The sequence below is a fragment of the Robertmurraya beringensis genome (assembly GCF_042433785.1).
Classification (GTDB): domain Bacteria; phylum Bacillota; class Bacilli; order Bacillales; family Cytobacillaceae; genus Robertmurraya_A; species Robertmurraya_A beringensis.
Map to the genome: position 1 here is coordinate 11,238 of NZ_JBHLUU010000098.1, position 15,295 is coordinate 26,532.

Annotated in this window: 23 protein-coding genes; 2 read left to right on the forward strand and 21 right to left on the reverse strand. The window is 38.4% G+C overall.

The features are described from left to right. Positions 1 to 58: 58 nt before the first annotated feature. Positions 59 to 1,414 (reverse strand): type I glutamate--ammonia ligase, encoded by a 1,356-nt coding sequence (gene glnA, locus ACFFHF_RS13650; RefSeq protein WP_160549419.1) that lies wholly within the window; start codon positions 1,412 to 1,414, stop codon positions 59 to 61. A 211-nt stretch (positions 1,415 to 1,625) separates the two neighbouring features. Then, positions 1,626 to 1,802, reverse strand: coding sequence for a hypothetical protein (locus ACFFHF_RS13655; RefSeq protein ID WP_160549420.1), 177 nt, complete (start codon positions 1,800 to 1,802; stop codon positions 1,626 to 1,628). A 228-nt stretch (positions 1,803 to 2,030) separates the two neighbouring features. Between ACFFHF_RS13655 and ACFFHF_RS13660 the strand changes: the two genes are divergently transcribed. Beyond that, on the forward strand, positions 2,031 to 2,429 hold the full coding sequence (locus ACFFHF_RS13660) for a (deoxy)nucleoside triphosphate pyrophosphohydrolase (RefSeq protein ID WP_377058412.1): 399 nt from the start codon (positions 2,031 to 2,033) through the stop codon (positions 2,427 to 2,429). Positions 2,430 to 2,938: 509 nt separating this feature from the next. Here ACFFHF_RS13660 and ACFFHF_RS13665 read toward each other — a convergent pair. The 4 genes from ACFFHF_RS13665 to ppnP all read right to left on the reverse strand — a co-directional run bounded on the left by ACFFHF_RS13665 (position 2,939) and on the right by ppnP (position 4,760). Continuing rightward, positions 2,939 to 3,553 carry a DUF4386 domain-containing protein gene (locus ACFFHF_RS13665; RefSeq protein WP_377058398.1) on the reverse strand — a complete coding sequence of 205 codons (615 nt, stop codon included), beginning with the start codon at positions 3,551 to 3,553 and terminating at the stop codon, positions 2,939 to 2,941. A gap of 63 nt (positions 3,554 to 3,616) precedes the next feature. Continuing rightward, positions 3,617 to 3,841, reverse strand: coding sequence for a helix-turn-helix transcriptional regulator (locus tag ACFFHF_RS13670; protein WP_160549424.1), 225 nt, complete (start codon positions 3,839 to 3,841; stop codon positions 3,617 to 3,619). Position 3,842: 1 nt separating this feature from the next. Continuing rightward, positions 3,843 to 4,289 (reverse strand): hypothetical protein, encoded by a 447-nt coding sequence (locus ACFFHF_RS13675; protein WP_377058399.1) that lies wholly within the window; start codon positions 4,287 to 4,289, stop codon positions 3,843 to 3,845. A 153-nt stretch (positions 4,290 to 4,442) separates the two neighbouring features. Continuing rightward, positions 4,443 to 4,760, reverse strand: a complete 318-nt coding sequence (ppnP, locus tag ACFFHF_RS13680) for a pyrimidine/purine nucleoside phosphorylase (RefSeq protein WP_160549427.1) — start codon at positions 4,758 to 4,760, stop codon at positions 4,443 to 4,445. 307 nt (positions 4,761 to 5,067) lie between these two features. Here ppnP and ACFFHF_RS13685 point away from each other — a divergent pair, with 307 nt between their 5' ends. Next, entirely contained in the window at positions 5,068 to 5,565 is a 498-nt protein-coding gene (locus ACFFHF_RS13685; protein ID WP_377058400.1) for an ABC transporter permease, read from the forward strand. Positions 5,566 to 5,678: 113 nt separating this feature from the next. On the opposite strand, the gene ACFFHF_RS13690 is transcribed toward ACFFHF_RS13685, so the two are convergent. From ACFFHF_RS13690 to ACFFHF_RS13760, 15 genes are all read right to left on the reverse strand, one after another. Next, on the reverse strand, positions 5,679 to 6,419 hold the full coding sequence (locus ACFFHF_RS13690; protein ID WP_377058401.1) for a polysaccharide deacetylase family protein: 741 nt from the start codon (positions 6,417 to 6,419) through the stop codon (positions 5,679 to 5,681). A 197-nt stretch (positions 6,420 to 6,616) separates the two neighbouring features. Beyond that, positions 6,617 to 7,186 carry a hypothetical protein gene (locus ACFFHF_RS13695; RefSeq protein ID WP_377058402.1) on the reverse strand — a complete coding sequence of 190 codons (570 nt, stop codon included), beginning with the start codon at positions 7,184 to 7,186 and terminating at the stop codon, positions 6,617 to 6,619. Beyond that, positions 7,176 to 7,322: a sigma factor-like helix-turn-helix DNA-binding protein gene (locus ACFFHF_RS13700; protein WP_377058403.1), complete on the reverse strand. Its 147-nt coding sequence runs from the start codon at positions 7,320 to 7,322 to the stop codon at positions 7,176 to 7,178. Before ACFFHF_RS13700 ends, ACFFHF_RS13695 begins: the two co-directional genes overlap by 11 nt. Before the next feature lie 17 nt (positions 7,323 to 7,339). Next, a complete protein-coding gene (locus ACFFHF_RS13705) occupies positions 7,340 to 7,681 on the reverse strand; it encodes an RNA polymerase sigma factor (RefSeq protein WP_377058404.1) in 342 nt (113 codons plus the stop codon). A gap of 223 nt (positions 7,682 to 7,904) precedes the next feature. Further along, a complete protein-coding gene (locus ACFFHF_RS13710; RefSeq protein ID WP_377058413.1) occupies positions 7,905 to 8,498 on the reverse strand; it encodes a YitT family protein in 594 nt (197 codons plus the stop codon). Between the two features lie 401 nt (positions 8,499 to 8,899). Beyond that, positions 8,900 to 9,136 carry a hypothetical protein gene (locus ACFFHF_RS13715; protein ID WP_377058405.1) on the reverse strand — a complete coding sequence of 79 codons (237 nt, stop codon included), beginning with the start codon at positions 9,134 to 9,136 and terminating at the stop codon, positions 8,900 to 8,902. Positions 9,137 to 9,228: 92 nt separating this feature from the next. Continuing rightward, the gene (locus ACFFHF_RS13720; RefSeq protein WP_377058406.1) at positions 9,229 to 9,954 is read right to left on the reverse strand and encodes a CPBP family intramembrane glutamic endopeptidase; all 726 of its coding nucleotides are present in this window, start codon (positions 9,952 to 9,954) and stop codon (positions 9,229 to 9,231) included. Next, positions 9,951 to 10,460 carry a hypothetical protein gene (locus ACFFHF_RS13725; protein ID WP_377058407.1) on the reverse strand — a complete coding sequence of 170 codons (510 nt, stop codon included), beginning with the start codon at positions 10,458 to 10,460 and terminating at the stop codon, positions 9,951 to 9,953. The genes ACFFHF_RS13720 and ACFFHF_RS13725 overlap by 4 nt, the downstream gene beginning before the upstream one ends. Continuing rightward, a complete protein-coding gene (locus tag ACFFHF_RS13730; RefSeq protein WP_377058408.1) occupies positions 10,460 to 10,903 on the reverse strand; it encodes a MarR family winged helix-turn-helix transcriptional regulator in 444 nt (147 codons plus the stop codon). Before ACFFHF_RS13730 ends, ACFFHF_RS13725 begins: the two co-directional genes overlap by 1 nt. 162 nt (positions 10,904 to 11,065) lie before the next feature. Further along, positions 11,066 to 12,244, reverse strand: a complete 1,179-nt coding sequence (locus tag ACFFHF_RS13735; protein ID WP_377058409.1) for a hypothetical protein — start codon at positions 12,242 to 12,244, stop codon at positions 11,066 to 11,068. A gap of 90 nt (positions 12,245 to 12,334) precedes the next feature. Continuing rightward, positions 12,335 to 12,631 carry a GNAT family N-acetyltransferase gene (locus tag ACFFHF_RS13740; protein ID WP_340903826.1) on the reverse strand — a complete coding sequence of 99 codons (297 nt, stop codon included), beginning with the start codon at positions 12,629 to 12,631 and terminating at the stop codon, positions 12,335 to 12,337. Continuing rightward, positions 12,603 to 12,866 (reverse strand): GNAT family N-acetyltransferase, encoded by a 264-nt coding sequence (locus tag ACFFHF_RS13745; RefSeq protein ID WP_340903827.1) that lies wholly within the window; start codon positions 12,864 to 12,866, stop codon positions 12,603 to 12,605. The genes ACFFHF_RS13740 and ACFFHF_RS13745 overlap by 29 nt, the downstream gene beginning before the upstream one ends. 22 nt (positions 12,867 to 12,888) lie before the next feature. After that, positions 12,889 to 13,104 carry a hypothetical protein gene (locus ACFFHF_RS13750; RefSeq protein ID WP_160549829.1) on the reverse strand — a complete coding sequence of 72 codons (216 nt, stop codon included), beginning with the start codon at positions 13,102 to 13,104 and terminating at the stop codon, positions 12,889 to 12,891. A gap of 390 nt (positions 13,105 to 13,494) precedes the next feature. Next, on the reverse strand, positions 13,495 to 14,823 hold the full coding sequence (locus tag ACFFHF_RS13755) for a family 4 glycosyl hydrolase (protein WP_160549835.1): 1,329 nt from the start codon (positions 14,821 to 14,823) through the stop codon (positions 13,495 to 13,497). Next, a complete protein-coding gene (locus ACFFHF_RS13760; RefSeq protein WP_160549828.1) occupies positions 14,820 to 15,146 on the reverse strand; it encodes a PTS lactose/cellobiose transporter subunit IIA in 327 nt (108 codons plus the stop codon). The genes ACFFHF_RS13755 and ACFFHF_RS13760 overlap by 4 nt, the downstream gene beginning before the upstream one ends. Positions 15,147 to 15,295 lie beyond the last annotated feature (149 nt).

Here is a 15,295-nt window from a genome sequence, read left to right on the forward strand (position 1 = left end):
GGAAAGGATGGAACATATTGGTTCCATCCTTTTTATTCTATATAGTTGATTGTTCAAATTAGAACTTTGAGTGATAGTTTTCAATTTCCCAAGCGTGAACGGAGATGCGGTAGCTATCCCACTCTGCTTTTTTCATTGCTACATATTCACCATATACGTGCTCGCCTAATGCTTTAGCACCAAAGTTACTAGCTTCTAATTCAACTACAGCTTCTTTTAAGCTTCCAGGAAGATTCTCAATTCCTAAATGAGCTCTTCTCTCATCTGTCATATGGAAGATGTCTTCGTTAATTGGAGCTGGAGCTTCTAGTTCTTTTTCAATTCCATCTAAACCTGCAGCTGCAATGACAGCAAACGTTAAGTATGGGTTTGCAGATGGATCTGGACAACGTAATTCTACGCGAGTCGCAAGACCTTTCTTTGCTGGAATACGGATAAGAGCCGAACGGTTAGATGCTGACCATGCAAGGTAGCATGGCGCTTCATAGCCAGGTACTAAACGCTTATAAGAGTTTACTAGCGGATTTGTTACAGCCGCGAAGCTCTTTACGTTTTCAAGTACACCTGCAATGAAATGGTATGCTTTCTTCGATAATTGTAACTCATCCGATGGATCAAAGAAGGCATTTTCGCTTCCTTCAAAGAACGACATATTCACGTGCATACCAGAACCATTGATTCCGAATGCAGGCTTCGGCATGAATGTTGCATGTAATCCAAATTTCTGAGCAATGGTTTTAACTACCCATTTATACGTAGTAGACAAATCTGCTGCTGTTAAAGCATCTGCATACTTGAAATTGATTTCATGTTGACCTTCAGCTACCTCATGGTGAGACGCTTCAATTGTAAAGCCCATTGCCTTTAATGCACGGTAAATTTCTAAACGAACGCGCTCTCCAAGATCATGTGGTGATGGCTCGAAATAGCCAGCTTTATCACTTAGTTCTTGAGTTGCGTAGCCATTTTCGTCTGTTTTGAATAAGAAGAATTCTAGCTCAGGTCCAACTGAAATCGTATATCCACTTTCAGCCGCACGCTCAACAGTTTTCTTTAAAACATTTCTTGTATCTCCATCAAATGGTGTTCCATCCGGGTTTTTTACAGAACATAAAAATCTAGCTTCTGAATATCCTTCTTCTACTGACCAAGGTAAAACAGCAAATGTTGTTAAATCCGGTTGTAAGTAAAGGTCTGACTTATTAATAGGGGAGAACCCTTTAACAGAAGATCCGTCAAACATCATTTTTCCTTCTACTACATCCTCTAATTGCTCCACTGTTACTGTTACATGCTTTAAGATTCCTTCAATATCAACGAATTGTAAGTGTAATAGTTCTACACTTTTTTCTTTTATTGTTTCTTTAATTTGTTCTAGAGTTGAAGTTTCTAATTCTACTAAAGTATTTGTCATGTTAGATAATCCCCCGTCACTGTGTTATATTATATGACATTCATTTAAATGAATTATAATAGATGTTTCACATTTCGACAACTTCTTTTTTAAATTTTTTGATAACTATTTTTCTATTTACTATTCTCTTTAAAAATCTATGAGCATAAAAAAATACCATGTAAGCATTTACATGGTACCTGTGTAGCCATATGTAGAATCCTTGCCCTACCTAGAGCTCCGATTTCAATTTTTTCACGTATTCTGGAATTTTATTTTCTCGACTGCAATTGTTACAATAATACTGCTTCACCTTTTCATCACACAGATACGTTTTTAAAGCAAACTCTGGAATTCTTTGAGGCACTCCACAATGCTGGCAGAAGAATAAATATTCACTCTTATTCATGGACCTCACTCCCGTTCAATCTTTTTTGGTTTGTTTTCAACGAAATTAGGTATTATTAAGTGTATGAGGCCAAAGCTTGTAAAACTACATCTTTTTTCATGGTCTTTCGTTTAAAATTCCTTCTTTCTTCTATTATATTCTTGAAATCGTTTTCTTGCATGATTCATATTTCATGGACAAGGCTACTTTTACAAGTTTTTAATGGTAAAAAGCTACTGGGAGGTAAACATGAAGAAACAAATCAAAGTCGTCGCTGCGGTGATTGAAAATGAATACAAAGAAATTTTATGCGCCCTCCGCTCTCCATCCATGGTGATGCCAAATATGTGGGAGTTTCCTGGTGGAAAGGTCGAAAAGGACGAGGATTTGCATACAGCGGTTAAACGCGAGATTCACGAAGAACTGGGCTGCCTCATCGAACCCGATGAATTACATAACGAGCATAGGCATGAGTATGAGACCTTTATCATTCAATTGATCACAATTAAATGTCGTTTGGTGGATGGCATCCCACTGCCAAGTGAACACTCGATGCTCCTTTGGCTGAAACGAGAACATCTGTCTTCCCTTGTTTGGGCCCCTGCCGATATTCCCGCCGTAGAGTTGTTAAGGAAGGAATGGACGTAGGAGTGGTTGGGAAAGAGGTTCACTCTTCCCCAGCTAATGGAAGATGATTCCCCACGATTGTGAAATTCATGGGCACTAAATCTAAACTTAATGACCTCCTTCTACTAAAATATGGATCTCAAGGGCACAAAATCTTTATTTAGCGACTTCATTCCACTAATTTCTGGAATTCACGGGCGCCAAATCTAAACTTAGTGACCTCATTCCACTAAAATATGGATCTCGAAGGCACTAAATCTTTATTTAGTTACTCTAACCTGCTAATAACTGGAATCACCAGTCACTAAACCTAACTCAAACTCAGCACCCCATCCCACTAATTTGGAGTAACCACGGTCAAAAAATCACACTCCCCACAAAAAACGGACTTCCATTGATTTGGAGGTCCGCTACATGTATATTCAGTTATTCTTCACTAATCTAATCCTTTTTTGAAAATAAACAATCAAGAGCAGAGGAATTGAATCCTTTCACGATCAACCATACAGCTAAAATCATTTCATTCGCTGCTACCGGCAGTGCCAACACCCACCCCAAACTGACACTTGCTCAATAACACCAAACATCACTAACAAGGCACAAACAAACACAAGAGCTGCTCCGGTCATACCTAAAATTGGAATAAACCTAGGTACGAACTTGGTTTTATAAAATATATAACTGTACATCATCGTATTGATACCTAGCATGAAATTGGGCCCTAGCATAAATGTCCATTCATGGATGGCTTTTAATACGGTACCTGACGTTTGAAAAGCTGCTGCATCCGGAGCTCCAGCTGCAATAAATTCTCGGCTTAAGGTCAAAAGGGACAGCACGCTGATCACACCAACCGTAATGACAATCGCTTCAAGAAACCGAAAACAAACATGCCATAATGCGATGGTTTCGTTATATCTTCTTAAAATCGGAAACATTGTCGTTGCTGTACCAACCGCTGAAACGACAAGAATTAATTCCATTAGTGCTCCCCATATGATTTGGTTCGCGTGTTTGGAACCATTGCTCAAGTAATCGGAACCATTAAGGATAGGATCGTATAATAACACACCCGCTACTGCCGAAACGGCTGCAAGAATAAACAGTACTCCCACTAGTTTGGCTGCTCTTTTGTTTATCATCATTTATTTATCCCCTTCTGTTCATAAATTGACAAACGTTAAAACAAAAACAATCATCAAAAATTCTTACTGCGTTGGGTCATCTCCATAAAAGAATACTTCCTCCAACGGTAAGTGAAAGGCGTGAGCAATACGAAAAGCGAGTTCAAGAGATGGGGAGTAGTTTCCCTTTTCGAGAGCCACGATGGTTTGTCTGGTTACACCCACCTTGTCAGCTAATTGCTGCTGGGTCATTTCATCATGATTGAATCGTAATTTTCGAATGTGATTGCCGACAAGATTTTTTCCCATTTTAGACCCCTTTCCGATAATGATAAAGTTTCGTAGCTGATCCAGTCACATCCGAAACAAAGCCCGAAAGAATCAAGACTATAAACATTACGTGTAACGGCTGGTAAATGATCAGTGATCCCATAGCAAGAAGAAAGCCGATGACAAACACAAAAAATGAGTTTCGGAACGCTTTCATGTCGATTAATTTATCCAGTTCATCCGCAAATTTTGGTTCTTTTTCTCTGGTTGTCATTCTATAAATGATGTTAAAGATGATGCTGATTACGATGTGTGCAACGATGGAAACGACCGTCAAGATGAGGACGAAACTACCCCAAAAACGAAAGGCTTCGGGAGACTCTAGCCCTCCTTCGGGATATTGAGGATACATATACAAACCATAAAACCCAAAAATGAGAATAGCACTGATCAATGACACGATACTTTTCTTTTCTTGATACGTCATAATAAACCTCCCTTGTCAATTTACTTTTACTTAATGTTAAACCTGTTATACATAATGTATAGTGAACTTTCATAAAGTCAAGAAAATTTTACCAAAAAAGACCGGACACAGTTGTAACAGTGTGCCGGCCTTTATTGTGATGAATCTAGCAATTTACTCCTCAGAAAAATAAGAACAACAATAATCAACAACCGAATGAACTTTTAAAGAAAAGCTTTCGTTGGCAGGTACATAAAACACACCACTATTTTCGATTGTTTTCCATTCTTGCCCCTGTAATTTATATTCAAGGACTCCCGCTTGAATATCCATCTCTTCTTTTTGAGATGTTGAAAATTCATATTCTCCTGGAAGCATAATTCCTAACGTTTTTCGAGTTCCATCCTGAAAAACTACGGTTCTACTTGTTACCTTTCCCTCAAAGTAAATATTTGCTTTCGTAGAGATTGTTACATTCGTAAATTCTGCCATTGGATCCATCCTCTCCCTTTTCTGTCCTCATTTAATCATAAAATCTTTAATTGGGGAACAAAAAGTTGAGAGTCAACTAGGAATAAAAACTATAAATATCTGAACAGAGTATAGGATGAATACTATAAGTCTATTACACTAATCTCCATTTCTTACCTACGCATTTAAAAATGGTAACAGATTATAATAAAAATGTACGATTGACGGTTACTAGTTGCCCTACCTTTTTATTATTTGAAACATATGCTGTTGATTGAAGGTTCGTAGTTTCTACTATGAACCCAAAATAATAGAAAGGAATGATATTATGGGTAAAAACGGTAAAAACAAGAATCTAGTACGAGCATCCGCATTCAGAGCTGTTAACGTTACAACTCCTCAACCAGTCCCAGCAAATAGTCCAATAAAAGTTATATTTCCAACACAGCAATTTGATTTAGCTGGTGAATATAACCCAAATAGTTCAACATTTATTCCAGAAAATGATGGCGTATATTTAATTTTAGCCTCAGTTGGATTCGCACCAGCTAACCCTAATTTGGATTATCGTGCAAGAATTGAAATTCGTGTAAATGGTAATCCTGCGGTAGCCATTGACAATGATTTCTTTGGTGGAGGAACACCATTTGTAAACAGTGTACAAGTATCTACCATCTTAAATTTGAAAGAAAATGATGTGGTCGAAGTGTTTGCTCAAAGCAACATTGCGGGAACAATTGACACAGGAGAAGACGGTTCACGTTTCGAAGCTGCTAGATTTCCTTCCCCATTACGCAAGGATGACGATAAGGAAGATGATGATTAATTCTACACTTAAATAGTAGAACATTTAGATAAAAATGGCGCCATTTATTTAACCCTGCCCTCGCTAACATTGGTTATGTAGCGAAGACAGGGTATTTTTTATCCCCCATATTATTACTTTCGTTCTCCCTCAACAATCTTTGCAAATTCCTCAAGAGTTGTGGAATACGTAATATACACTCTTGGTAAAAAGTAAAGTTCATCTTTCATGCCTTTTTCAGAAAATAGTTCAGGAGTTGTAGTTAGTCCAAATCTATAGTATTTCTTCGTTTCTTCTACCACCTTTTTATCCGTATTGCCATATGGGTACGCAAGAGCAATCACTGGTTTTCCTGTTATCTGTTGAATTTTTTCCTTAGACTTTTTTAGTTCAACATCAAAATTATTTATTTTCGTCAGATCAGGATGTGTAGCGGTATGAGACTGGATCGAGATCATACCCGAATCAACCATCATTTTGAGATCCGCTTGTGATAATCGATTGGAACGGCCAATAAAGTCAGAAAGAACAAACATCGTACCTTTCGGTTGGAACCTTTCATTTTTCAGTTTTTGAAAAATGGCAAATGCATTCAAATTGTTTTTGTATCCATCATCAAACGTAATGAAAATTGGTTTTTGTACTTTATATCGATCTTCCCATTGTTCAAACGTTAATAAAGTAAAACCATGATCTCGTAAATAGATCATTTGTTTTTCGAAATTTTCAGGGGTTACATATAAATCTTTAGAACCCACACCCTTAAATTCATCGATCGAATGATAAATTAAGATAGGGACTTTCCGCTGAGCGAAAACTTGTGATGGAAGCAGGAAAATAAGAAAACATAGGAACACCATGGCACTCTTTTTCATCAATTCCCTCGCCTTTATATACCTTTTCCACTTATTATTTGTTCTTTATCTCTTTTCATTCGGTTGAAGTGGCTGATTGGCTAAAATCGTTTCTACTTCTTCATACCCCTCTAAAAAGGCAAAGTTATACCTTGCTGGAAGCGCAAAAACATACTCATTATTTTGTCCTAATAAAGTTGGACCAACAGGAGCTGCACCTATATGAAATTCCCTTTTTCAAGCGAGGACCATTGAGTAAGAGTAAAAATCAGGATCGGAATATCTTGTCTTGGCTTTTCCTCTGACCACTGAGGGTGCCTAATGGAAAGAATGGGACCATGTTCCATTGTATTATTTTGTTCTGAAATCCCTTCCCAAGAATCCGATACAATCTGGTTATCACCCCAACTTTTTGGAAGGGTAAAAGTAAAACCAAATTCTGTATTTTCATAAAGAATTTCTGTTCCTTTATTCTGATCAATAACCTCTTTTTCGTGGTCCACTACATTTTCATCTGTTGTCGTTTGTTCATGTGGATCAGAACCAGATGGCCGCTCCTCATTTATTGGAAGGGTAAGAATGGCGAATAACACGAGGGCTGTAACACTAACTAAACCTAATGAAATCTTTTTCATAATAGTCACTCTCTTTTTCTTTTTCTCATAAGAACTTGCAAACTGTAATACATTTTCATGGATGCGATTTTGGGTAAACTGTTTATCATAATCCGGTTCGGGTAAGGATCGGATATTTCTCTCTAAATCATGAAATCTCTCATTATCTTTCATATAGAAAATCCTCCTTTGCTTTTTGTAGTGCCTTTAGTGCACGATGATAGGTGATTCGAAACTTATTTTCATTCCAATGTAATATGGATGCTGTTTCAGATACAGATAGTTCTTTAATTCCTCTTAGGATGATCACATCTCGATAATTTGCTTTTAATGATTGGATCGCCTGGTACAGTAACCGGTTATTTTCATTTTCTTGGAGAATGAACTCCGGTGTTTCCTTTTCGGTTTGCTCTTCCCAGAACCAAAGTTTTGTATCATCCTTACGCGCTTCCTTTTTCTCATTTCATCCATCCCTACATGGCGTGCAATCGAAAAAAGCCAGGTTTTAGGACTCGATTTTTGCTGAAACGTATCATAGCCTTTAATGGCTCGGATAAAAACTTCCTGCACCAGATCCTCAACATCACTCGACCCAATGTAATAAACCAAAAAATAATAAATATCTTTGTTGTACAAGTAAAACCATTCCGAAATTTTGTTGCTAATCATGAACTGGTCAACTCCCTAATCCCTCCGATTTTTTATACTTATCAATTAGTCGATTCACAGCCTCATTTATTTCACACTTTTTACAAATATCTATTCTTTATAACGTTTTTTAACTCTCTGTTCGAGTAAAAATCAAAGCTTTTTTAATAGTAAAAAGGCATCCCAATTTTAAAGGAATGCCAATTTTCATATAAGTTCAATTACACCCAACTAACAATGACTTCTAACCATTTTCTGTTTTGTAGTTCCATGTACAAAAGCTAGTGAAAAAGCCTACAAAGATCACCGTCAAAATCGACAAGAGAAAGGTATCTTTTGAAATGAGCCATCCTCCTATGGAAATCACAACCGTATCGATGACAAATATGATCATTCCAACATTGATGTTAAATAATTTTGATAAAAATTGCGCGATGAGGTCTGTTCCTCCTGTACTTGTTTCATACCTAAGCATGATCCCAATACCCACTCCAATAAAAATTCCTCCCAATATCGAACTTACTATCGGGTGAAGAATCATATCAGATGGTAAAAGTTGAGAAGAGGCCAGTAAATCAATGACAAAGGAAGAAATGAGCATCCCATGCAAACTATTATAAAAATAATTTTTGTTATATAACCAAGCTAGCACAAAAATCGGGACACTCAAACATATAATCACTAAACCTGCTTGTATCCCAGTTAAATACTTTATTATTAAACCAATCCCAATGATTCCACCATCAAGTACTTCAAAAGGAACTAAAAAAAAATTGATACCAAAAGACAATAACATACTACCGAGTAAGACAATTGCGGTTTTCTTAAGGAAATACACCATGTGGATTCATCTCCGAACTAGTTATGGCCTGTCCTTAATATATGCTTTTTATGGTGGTTTCTTTCATAAAAAAAAGCCACTAAGGCTTAAATAAAGTGTTCAGTTTTGGGGTACAAATATCCCGAAATGACAGTTATTTGCGCATCTTTATTGAAAAATATAAAAGTTATAAGATGTTTTGTCCTTTATCGAGTAATTAGTTAAGTAAAACTAAGCGGATATTTTTCCGTTAAATGCAGAATGGAGCTTGTTATGGGGTAAATAAGAGGAGTTTTTCCGGTTATGCAAGGAAAAATTACTCCTTTTGGACTTTTTTGAGCCAATAGGCGGAATTTCTCCGTCTATTTTCTTATTTTTTAATCATAATTATTAATTAAGCGGAATGTCTCCGCCTAAGTTTATTCCGAACTATTCTTATTTGTCAGTATATAACCACATACAAGTACGACTGCAATGACTGCAGAAATTACCGAATATCTTAAAATAGAAAAGAAATACTCTGGGTAAGGGGTAACCGTAAATGTAGTCATCCCGTCCACATCTATCGTGTTTTGTTCCCTTTTCATAAAAATAATTAATAAAAAGAAAGAACCTATAAATGAATATATCCCCGTTTTCACTAAAATTTTCTCCATGAGATAATCCCTCCAGAAAATTTTGCAATCTCACCATTAAATTTTTCCATAATTATCCTTAAAGTACTTAATAGGAATAAAACAAATCGATTTCATTCCCCATCATCACCGATCTTTCCAACATAATCGATTAAAAAGTGCAAAATTATGAGGGGGACAATCGAGTCTAATCCGATATATAAAATGGCGAAAAACAAACCAATCAATGAAGTTTTAATGACATTCAAAATTCCTTGGTAAGTATGGGCCAAACCAAATATCAAGGAGGAAAGGATCAACACGGGCCAAATGGAAAGACCCGGAAATAGTTGAAAAAGGGCAAAAATTAGAAAGCCTCGGTAAATGATTTCTTCCGTGATTCCCGCTGTCCAAGACACATACGTCCATACACGTCTATCTTCTTTCGAATGTGGCAAAATATCTTTGAACGCGATTTTCTCATGCTCTCTTTTCTTTAGCTCAGCAATGTCGGCTCTCATTTTTATACTAACCTTAGAACCTATTAAATAATATATGAGACTAACCAGATAGAGCCCTGCTAATCCTAAAGAAAAATACGTGACCCCAGTTCCTAAAGTTGAGGTATTAATGGTGATACCTTTAAAGCCGATGTCTTGGAAGTTCAAAGAACCAAATGCCGTTACTGTTAGGATCAGAAGCGTCGGAATCCATAGTCCGAGCATAACCTTCTTATAATACTTCACTCTATCCAATGGATATTGTGCGACTCTCCGTTTAAAATTCTGATAATCAAAATAACCATAGACGGGTTCGTACGTCACGAGAAATAGAAGGACCATCCAATAGAAAATACTCAATGATTTCCCCTCCCTTGATTCACTAGTTTGTAAAAGGCACGTTCATCATCGACGGTAAAAAAGATACGTTGAATGCTCTTGTTTTTCTCATGGATAGGCTCTGCTAAAACGATTTCAAAAGTGGGTTCGTCAAAGCCTAATAACGAGAGGTCGAGCACCTCTTTCTTTTTTCGGTCATTCTCAAAGTTCATTTTCCCACTCTTGATTTCTAAGATATTTGAAAGTCGAATTTGAACAGTTGGGCGAAGACCTACTTTTATGATGAGTTCGTCATGTTGAATGAGGATTGGATTCTTAGTGACAGCGTGTAAATCAAGGATGAGGAAAAGAATAGTCGATACCGATAAAAATAGATGAATCCAGTGAAGAACGGGGCTCCATTTATATAATAAAAATGAGACTCCGACCGTTTCTACGACGCAAACACATATTATCGCTATGATAAAGCCGGTATAACCTGACTCTTTATGATAGGAAAAATGTCGATTAGCGAATGCCGTCTCCATTACCCTCCCCCTCCTCTCACTACGATTTGGTGAAGCTTTTTCAAAATTTCGTGATACTTGATAATATCCTCTTCTGGAAGCTGCAGAAAGTATTTTTCTAACACCCTTTCATAAATCGCAGTCATTTCGTTAAAAAAGGCCTCTCCCTTTTCATCAAGTAACACGAACACCACTCTGCGATTTTCCTTGTTCACCTCTCGTTTCACGTACTGCTTATTCTCCAACTTTTGAATGAACTGGCTGGCTGCACTTGGGGTTCCATTGATGATTTCTGCTACTTCATTCATCGTCAATTGTTGTTTTTTCTCTATTATGCTTAGAACGAGAGATTGTTTCTGGGATAACTCATTTTCGTCTAGTAGCTTTTTGTATTCGTTGATAAAAACAAATTTGATGTCTTCAGAAAAACGATTGGCTTCAATGAGAATTTGCTTTAGGTCCATGGAAGTTCTCCTTTCTTAAGAAGAATAAATAATTTATTTACATTAATTATTAAGTACACTTAAATATTACACCATATTTTACCTTGAATCTATATAAAATATGGAAATGTTTTCAACAAAAAAAACTGAGGACCTTTTATGGTCTCCAGCTTGCAGTTGATATTAGTCGAGATCCTCCTTTAAAGGCTTTAACTGTTCTGTTTCAAATAAATATTTTAAAAGACTGTTGCAGTCATCTGTCTGATATACCAACTCTTCCGTATTAAATACAAAAATTGATGGGTCTTCAATGGAAGAAAGTGACCGCTTCATGGTGATCTGGTCAATTAAAGCGAAATCATCTTTTTGTGGGTTTTTAAAGGGGGTGCTGAACGCTTCATCTCCTATGACCAAAAGCGAAAATTTGTCCTCCTTTTTGGATAACCAGTCTTTATTCAGAAGAACTTTATCGGGTTCTTCAAGCACCTCGACCTTTTCCACGACTTGCTGATAAGGAAGCTCCTTACTCACATTCCCCACTTCTAGTTGAATGTTTTGGCCCACTCGGATAAATGTATCCGTTAGTGAAAAAGGATGGTCATCCACATAAATGAACCCTAATTCCCGATCCACTTTCGTTACGATCCCTTCGATCGTCTCTCTACTTACAAACGTGTGGTCTTTAATATATTGCAATAATTCTTCTTCAGAATCTGTTCGAAAAACTTCTTTTTCTTCATAAAACAGGAGATACAATGGGCCACTTTCTATTTGTAGCTCTCGATAATAATTCTTGGCCATTTCTATATGAACATATCCCTTATACTCCATCAAAAAATTCGGAGAAGCTTCGGAAATTTGTTGATGAATCGTTGTATTCAACTCTGAGTCACCATTGTATACACCGAGCAAGGAATAAAACCCCTTGTTAACGGGTAAATATTCTTTTTCTGGAGCTACAGGCTCAACGTTTAAAGGAACAATATACTCCGCTCGCTTACCATTTTTCCAGAAAGCTTTTAAAGAAAGAGTCAGGACGCTTGGATAATTCCCTAAAAAGCTAACACTTTCATCATTAAACATACTAGGAATCGGATATGTACCATTGCCGGTGGGGTCGTACGCCCCTTTTGCTATATACAAAGGTTCCTTTCCTTCTGGGAAATCAATATGAAGTTGATCTCGGTACGCCACTCGTTTAAAATTGACGTCTTTAAGGTCAGCCAATTCCTTTATTACCTCACCGTCATTCCAGGTATAGGACCCAAGAAATACTTGTGTTTTCTGTTCACCTAAAGAAACGACGGGCACGGGTGGTTTCTCTTCTTTATACACCTTTTGCTTGTCAAAATAATACATCACTACAGTTACAATGCTTAATCCGACTAGCCATAGTAAAACCTTTTAATATTTTAGCTTTCTCTTCTCCTGCTCTTCCAACCTTTGTCCTCCTTAATTGAATTCTTCTTTAAGGATGCCGTATTGAGCCAAATCATAGTACTCGCCAAAGCGGGATGCATGCTGTCTCAAGGTTCCTTCGTATTTGAGACCGATTTTCTCCATGATTCTCCACGATCCTGGGTTGGTGGTAAAACTTTGCGCATAAATTCGATTGAGTTGGAGTACTTCAAATCCATATCGGAGAAGCGCCTTCGCGGCTTCGGTTCCGTAGCCTTGTCCCCAATAAGGCTTTCCGACCCAATACGCAAGCTCCCCGCGGTTAAAGGTAGAATGGATGCTGATGGCCATCAGTCCGATTAGCTCGTAGGTTTCTTTTTTTTGTGAGCGCGTATGTGACCAATTTCCCCTTGCACTCAGATTCTATTACACTATGTATAAATGCCAAGGCTGATCCCTTTGGATAGGGATGCGGAATATTCAGTGTCGTTTTCGCCACCTCGAAGTCTCCTGCTAATTCTTCAATGCGTTCGGCATCGGTTGCTTCTAGCTTTCTCAGGATTAATCTTTCGGTTGAAAGCGTCATAAGGACCACTCCTTTTGTAAAATTATGCTCCTAATACCCAGTGAAAGAGCTTTGTATAAGCAAAAGGCAGACTTATAGCAACGATGGATCCAACAGCCACGGAGGTACCACTGTACAAGAGGAGCAGTCGAAAACTAATTTCCTTTCGTTTATAACCGATATGTAACACTTTAATCATGAATGATACGGTCATCAGGATAATGAGGGCTGAAAAAATACTAGCAACGATAACAGGCATAAGGGACCGGACCTCCTTTAATGTAAATTTTACCATTTTCGTCCTTTGAAGAACATAATTAATGAGATTTTTATCAACAAAATGACCTAGTAATGGAATTATAGATACTAAAGGTAACTTAGTTCATTCATTTTACTATATTTTGGAATCCACACGTCCTAAATGCTAACTTAGTGATCTCATTCCACTAATTTCTGGAATCCATGGGCACCATATCTAATCTTAGTGACCACAGTCTACTAAATTTTGGAATACACAGGCACCATATCTAATTTTAGTGACCTCATTCTACTAAATTCTGGAATCGCTAGGCACTAAACTCAAACTCATCAGCTCCATCCCAGTAACAACAGTCACAAAATCACACCCCACAAAAAAAGCAACGTGTTTTCACACGCCGCTCTCTTTAAAAAATTGAGGCAGATGCTCCTTATGCGCCTCCAACATGTCATCCAAGATCTCTTTCCCAACCGTATCCGACGGAGTCAGCGGGTTGATGCACATCGCAAGTAACGCGGTCGCATAGTCACCGGTCACCGCTGCCTCTGCTGCTACTCGTTCAAACGATTTGATTTGCTGAACCAATCCCCGAACAGCCACCGGAAGATCTCCCATCGTAAGGGGCCTTGGACCGTCCTTTGTAATGATACAGCTCACCTCCACGGCCGAGTCGTACGGAATACTGGCGATCGCACCGGCGTTCATCGTGTTAACTGGCTGGATGTCGCCTTTATCATTATAGATAGACGTTATGAGCCGAACGGCAGCATCAGAATAATATGCTCCTCCACGTTTTTCGAGCTGTGGTGGTTTGATGTTTAAGTTTTCATCTTTGTATAACTCAAACAAGTCCTTTTCGAGACGTTGAACGACCTCTGCTCGCGTCCCTTCCTTTTCGGCACTTTCAAGTGTTTTGTCGACCATTGTTTTCGTTTTGTAATAATACATATGATACGGACATGGCAGGGCATTTAGTGCTTTTAAAAACTGTGGCTCCCATCCGTAACCTGGGATGTTTTTCACAAAGCTTGTGTTGTTCGCGTCCGTTAACAGGCTGAATACCTTCTCCTTCACACTCTCACCGTCCACAAACACATCCAAACCATACACCATATGATTGAGCCCTGCAAAATCTATGCGGATGCGAGAGTGTTCCACACCCAACAGCTTCGCAATCCCCATTTCCATGCCAATCGGAACATTACAGAGCCCGACGACTTTTTTAATAGAAGAATAACGAAGAACAGCTTCTGTCACCATGCCAGCTGGATTGGTAAAATTGATCAACCACGCGTTCGGACATAGCTCTTCCATGTCTCGACAAATGTCTAGAATCACAGGAATCGTCCGTAACCCTTTAAACAAGCCTCCCGGACCATTCGTTTCCTGCCCGAGCACGCCGTATTTCAATGGAATTCGCTCATCCTTCGCGCGAGCTTCTAGCAAGCCCACCCGAAACTGAGTCGTCACAAAGTCCGCATCCTTTAACGCTTCCCTACGATCTAATGTTAAATGGACATCAATCCGTAGCCCCGCTTTTTTCACCATTCGTTTCGCCAGGTTTCCGACGATTTCAAGCTTCTCTTTCCCTGCCTCAATATCGACTAACCAAAGCTCACTCACCGGGAACTCGTCGTATCGTTTAATAAATCCCTCCACTAATTCCGGAGTATAACTAGATCCTCCGCCAATCGTGGCTACCTTCAATTTTTTTGTCATGCTTCTTCCTCCTGTGAACACCCTAGTGTTTCATACAAATCCACAAATTCAGACGCGAGATCCTTAACGACGATCGCATTCATTAAATGATCCTGCGCGTGGACCATTAATAGTGAGACGGTAGATGGACCTTCTCGTATCTCTAATTGAATGAGATTTGTTTGTATTTTATGAGCTTCATGTAACTCATTGGCCGCTTCCTGAAGCTTGGCCCGTGCTCTTTCAAAGTCGCCTGCCTTTGCTGCAATGATCGCCTCCATCGAAGAGCTCCGACCGTTTCCCCCGTGTAAAATGATTTGAAACACAATTTGCTCTTGTTCCATGTTTCTCCCCCTCTTACTTGATCCGTATTGTCAAAACTTTTATATTAAATAGGCTATAAAATACCTTGATAGAGGGCTTTTTGAGCAAAAAAATTGCCACCCCCTGAATTTTAGGAAATAGTGAGGTTACCACACCAAACACCAACCTA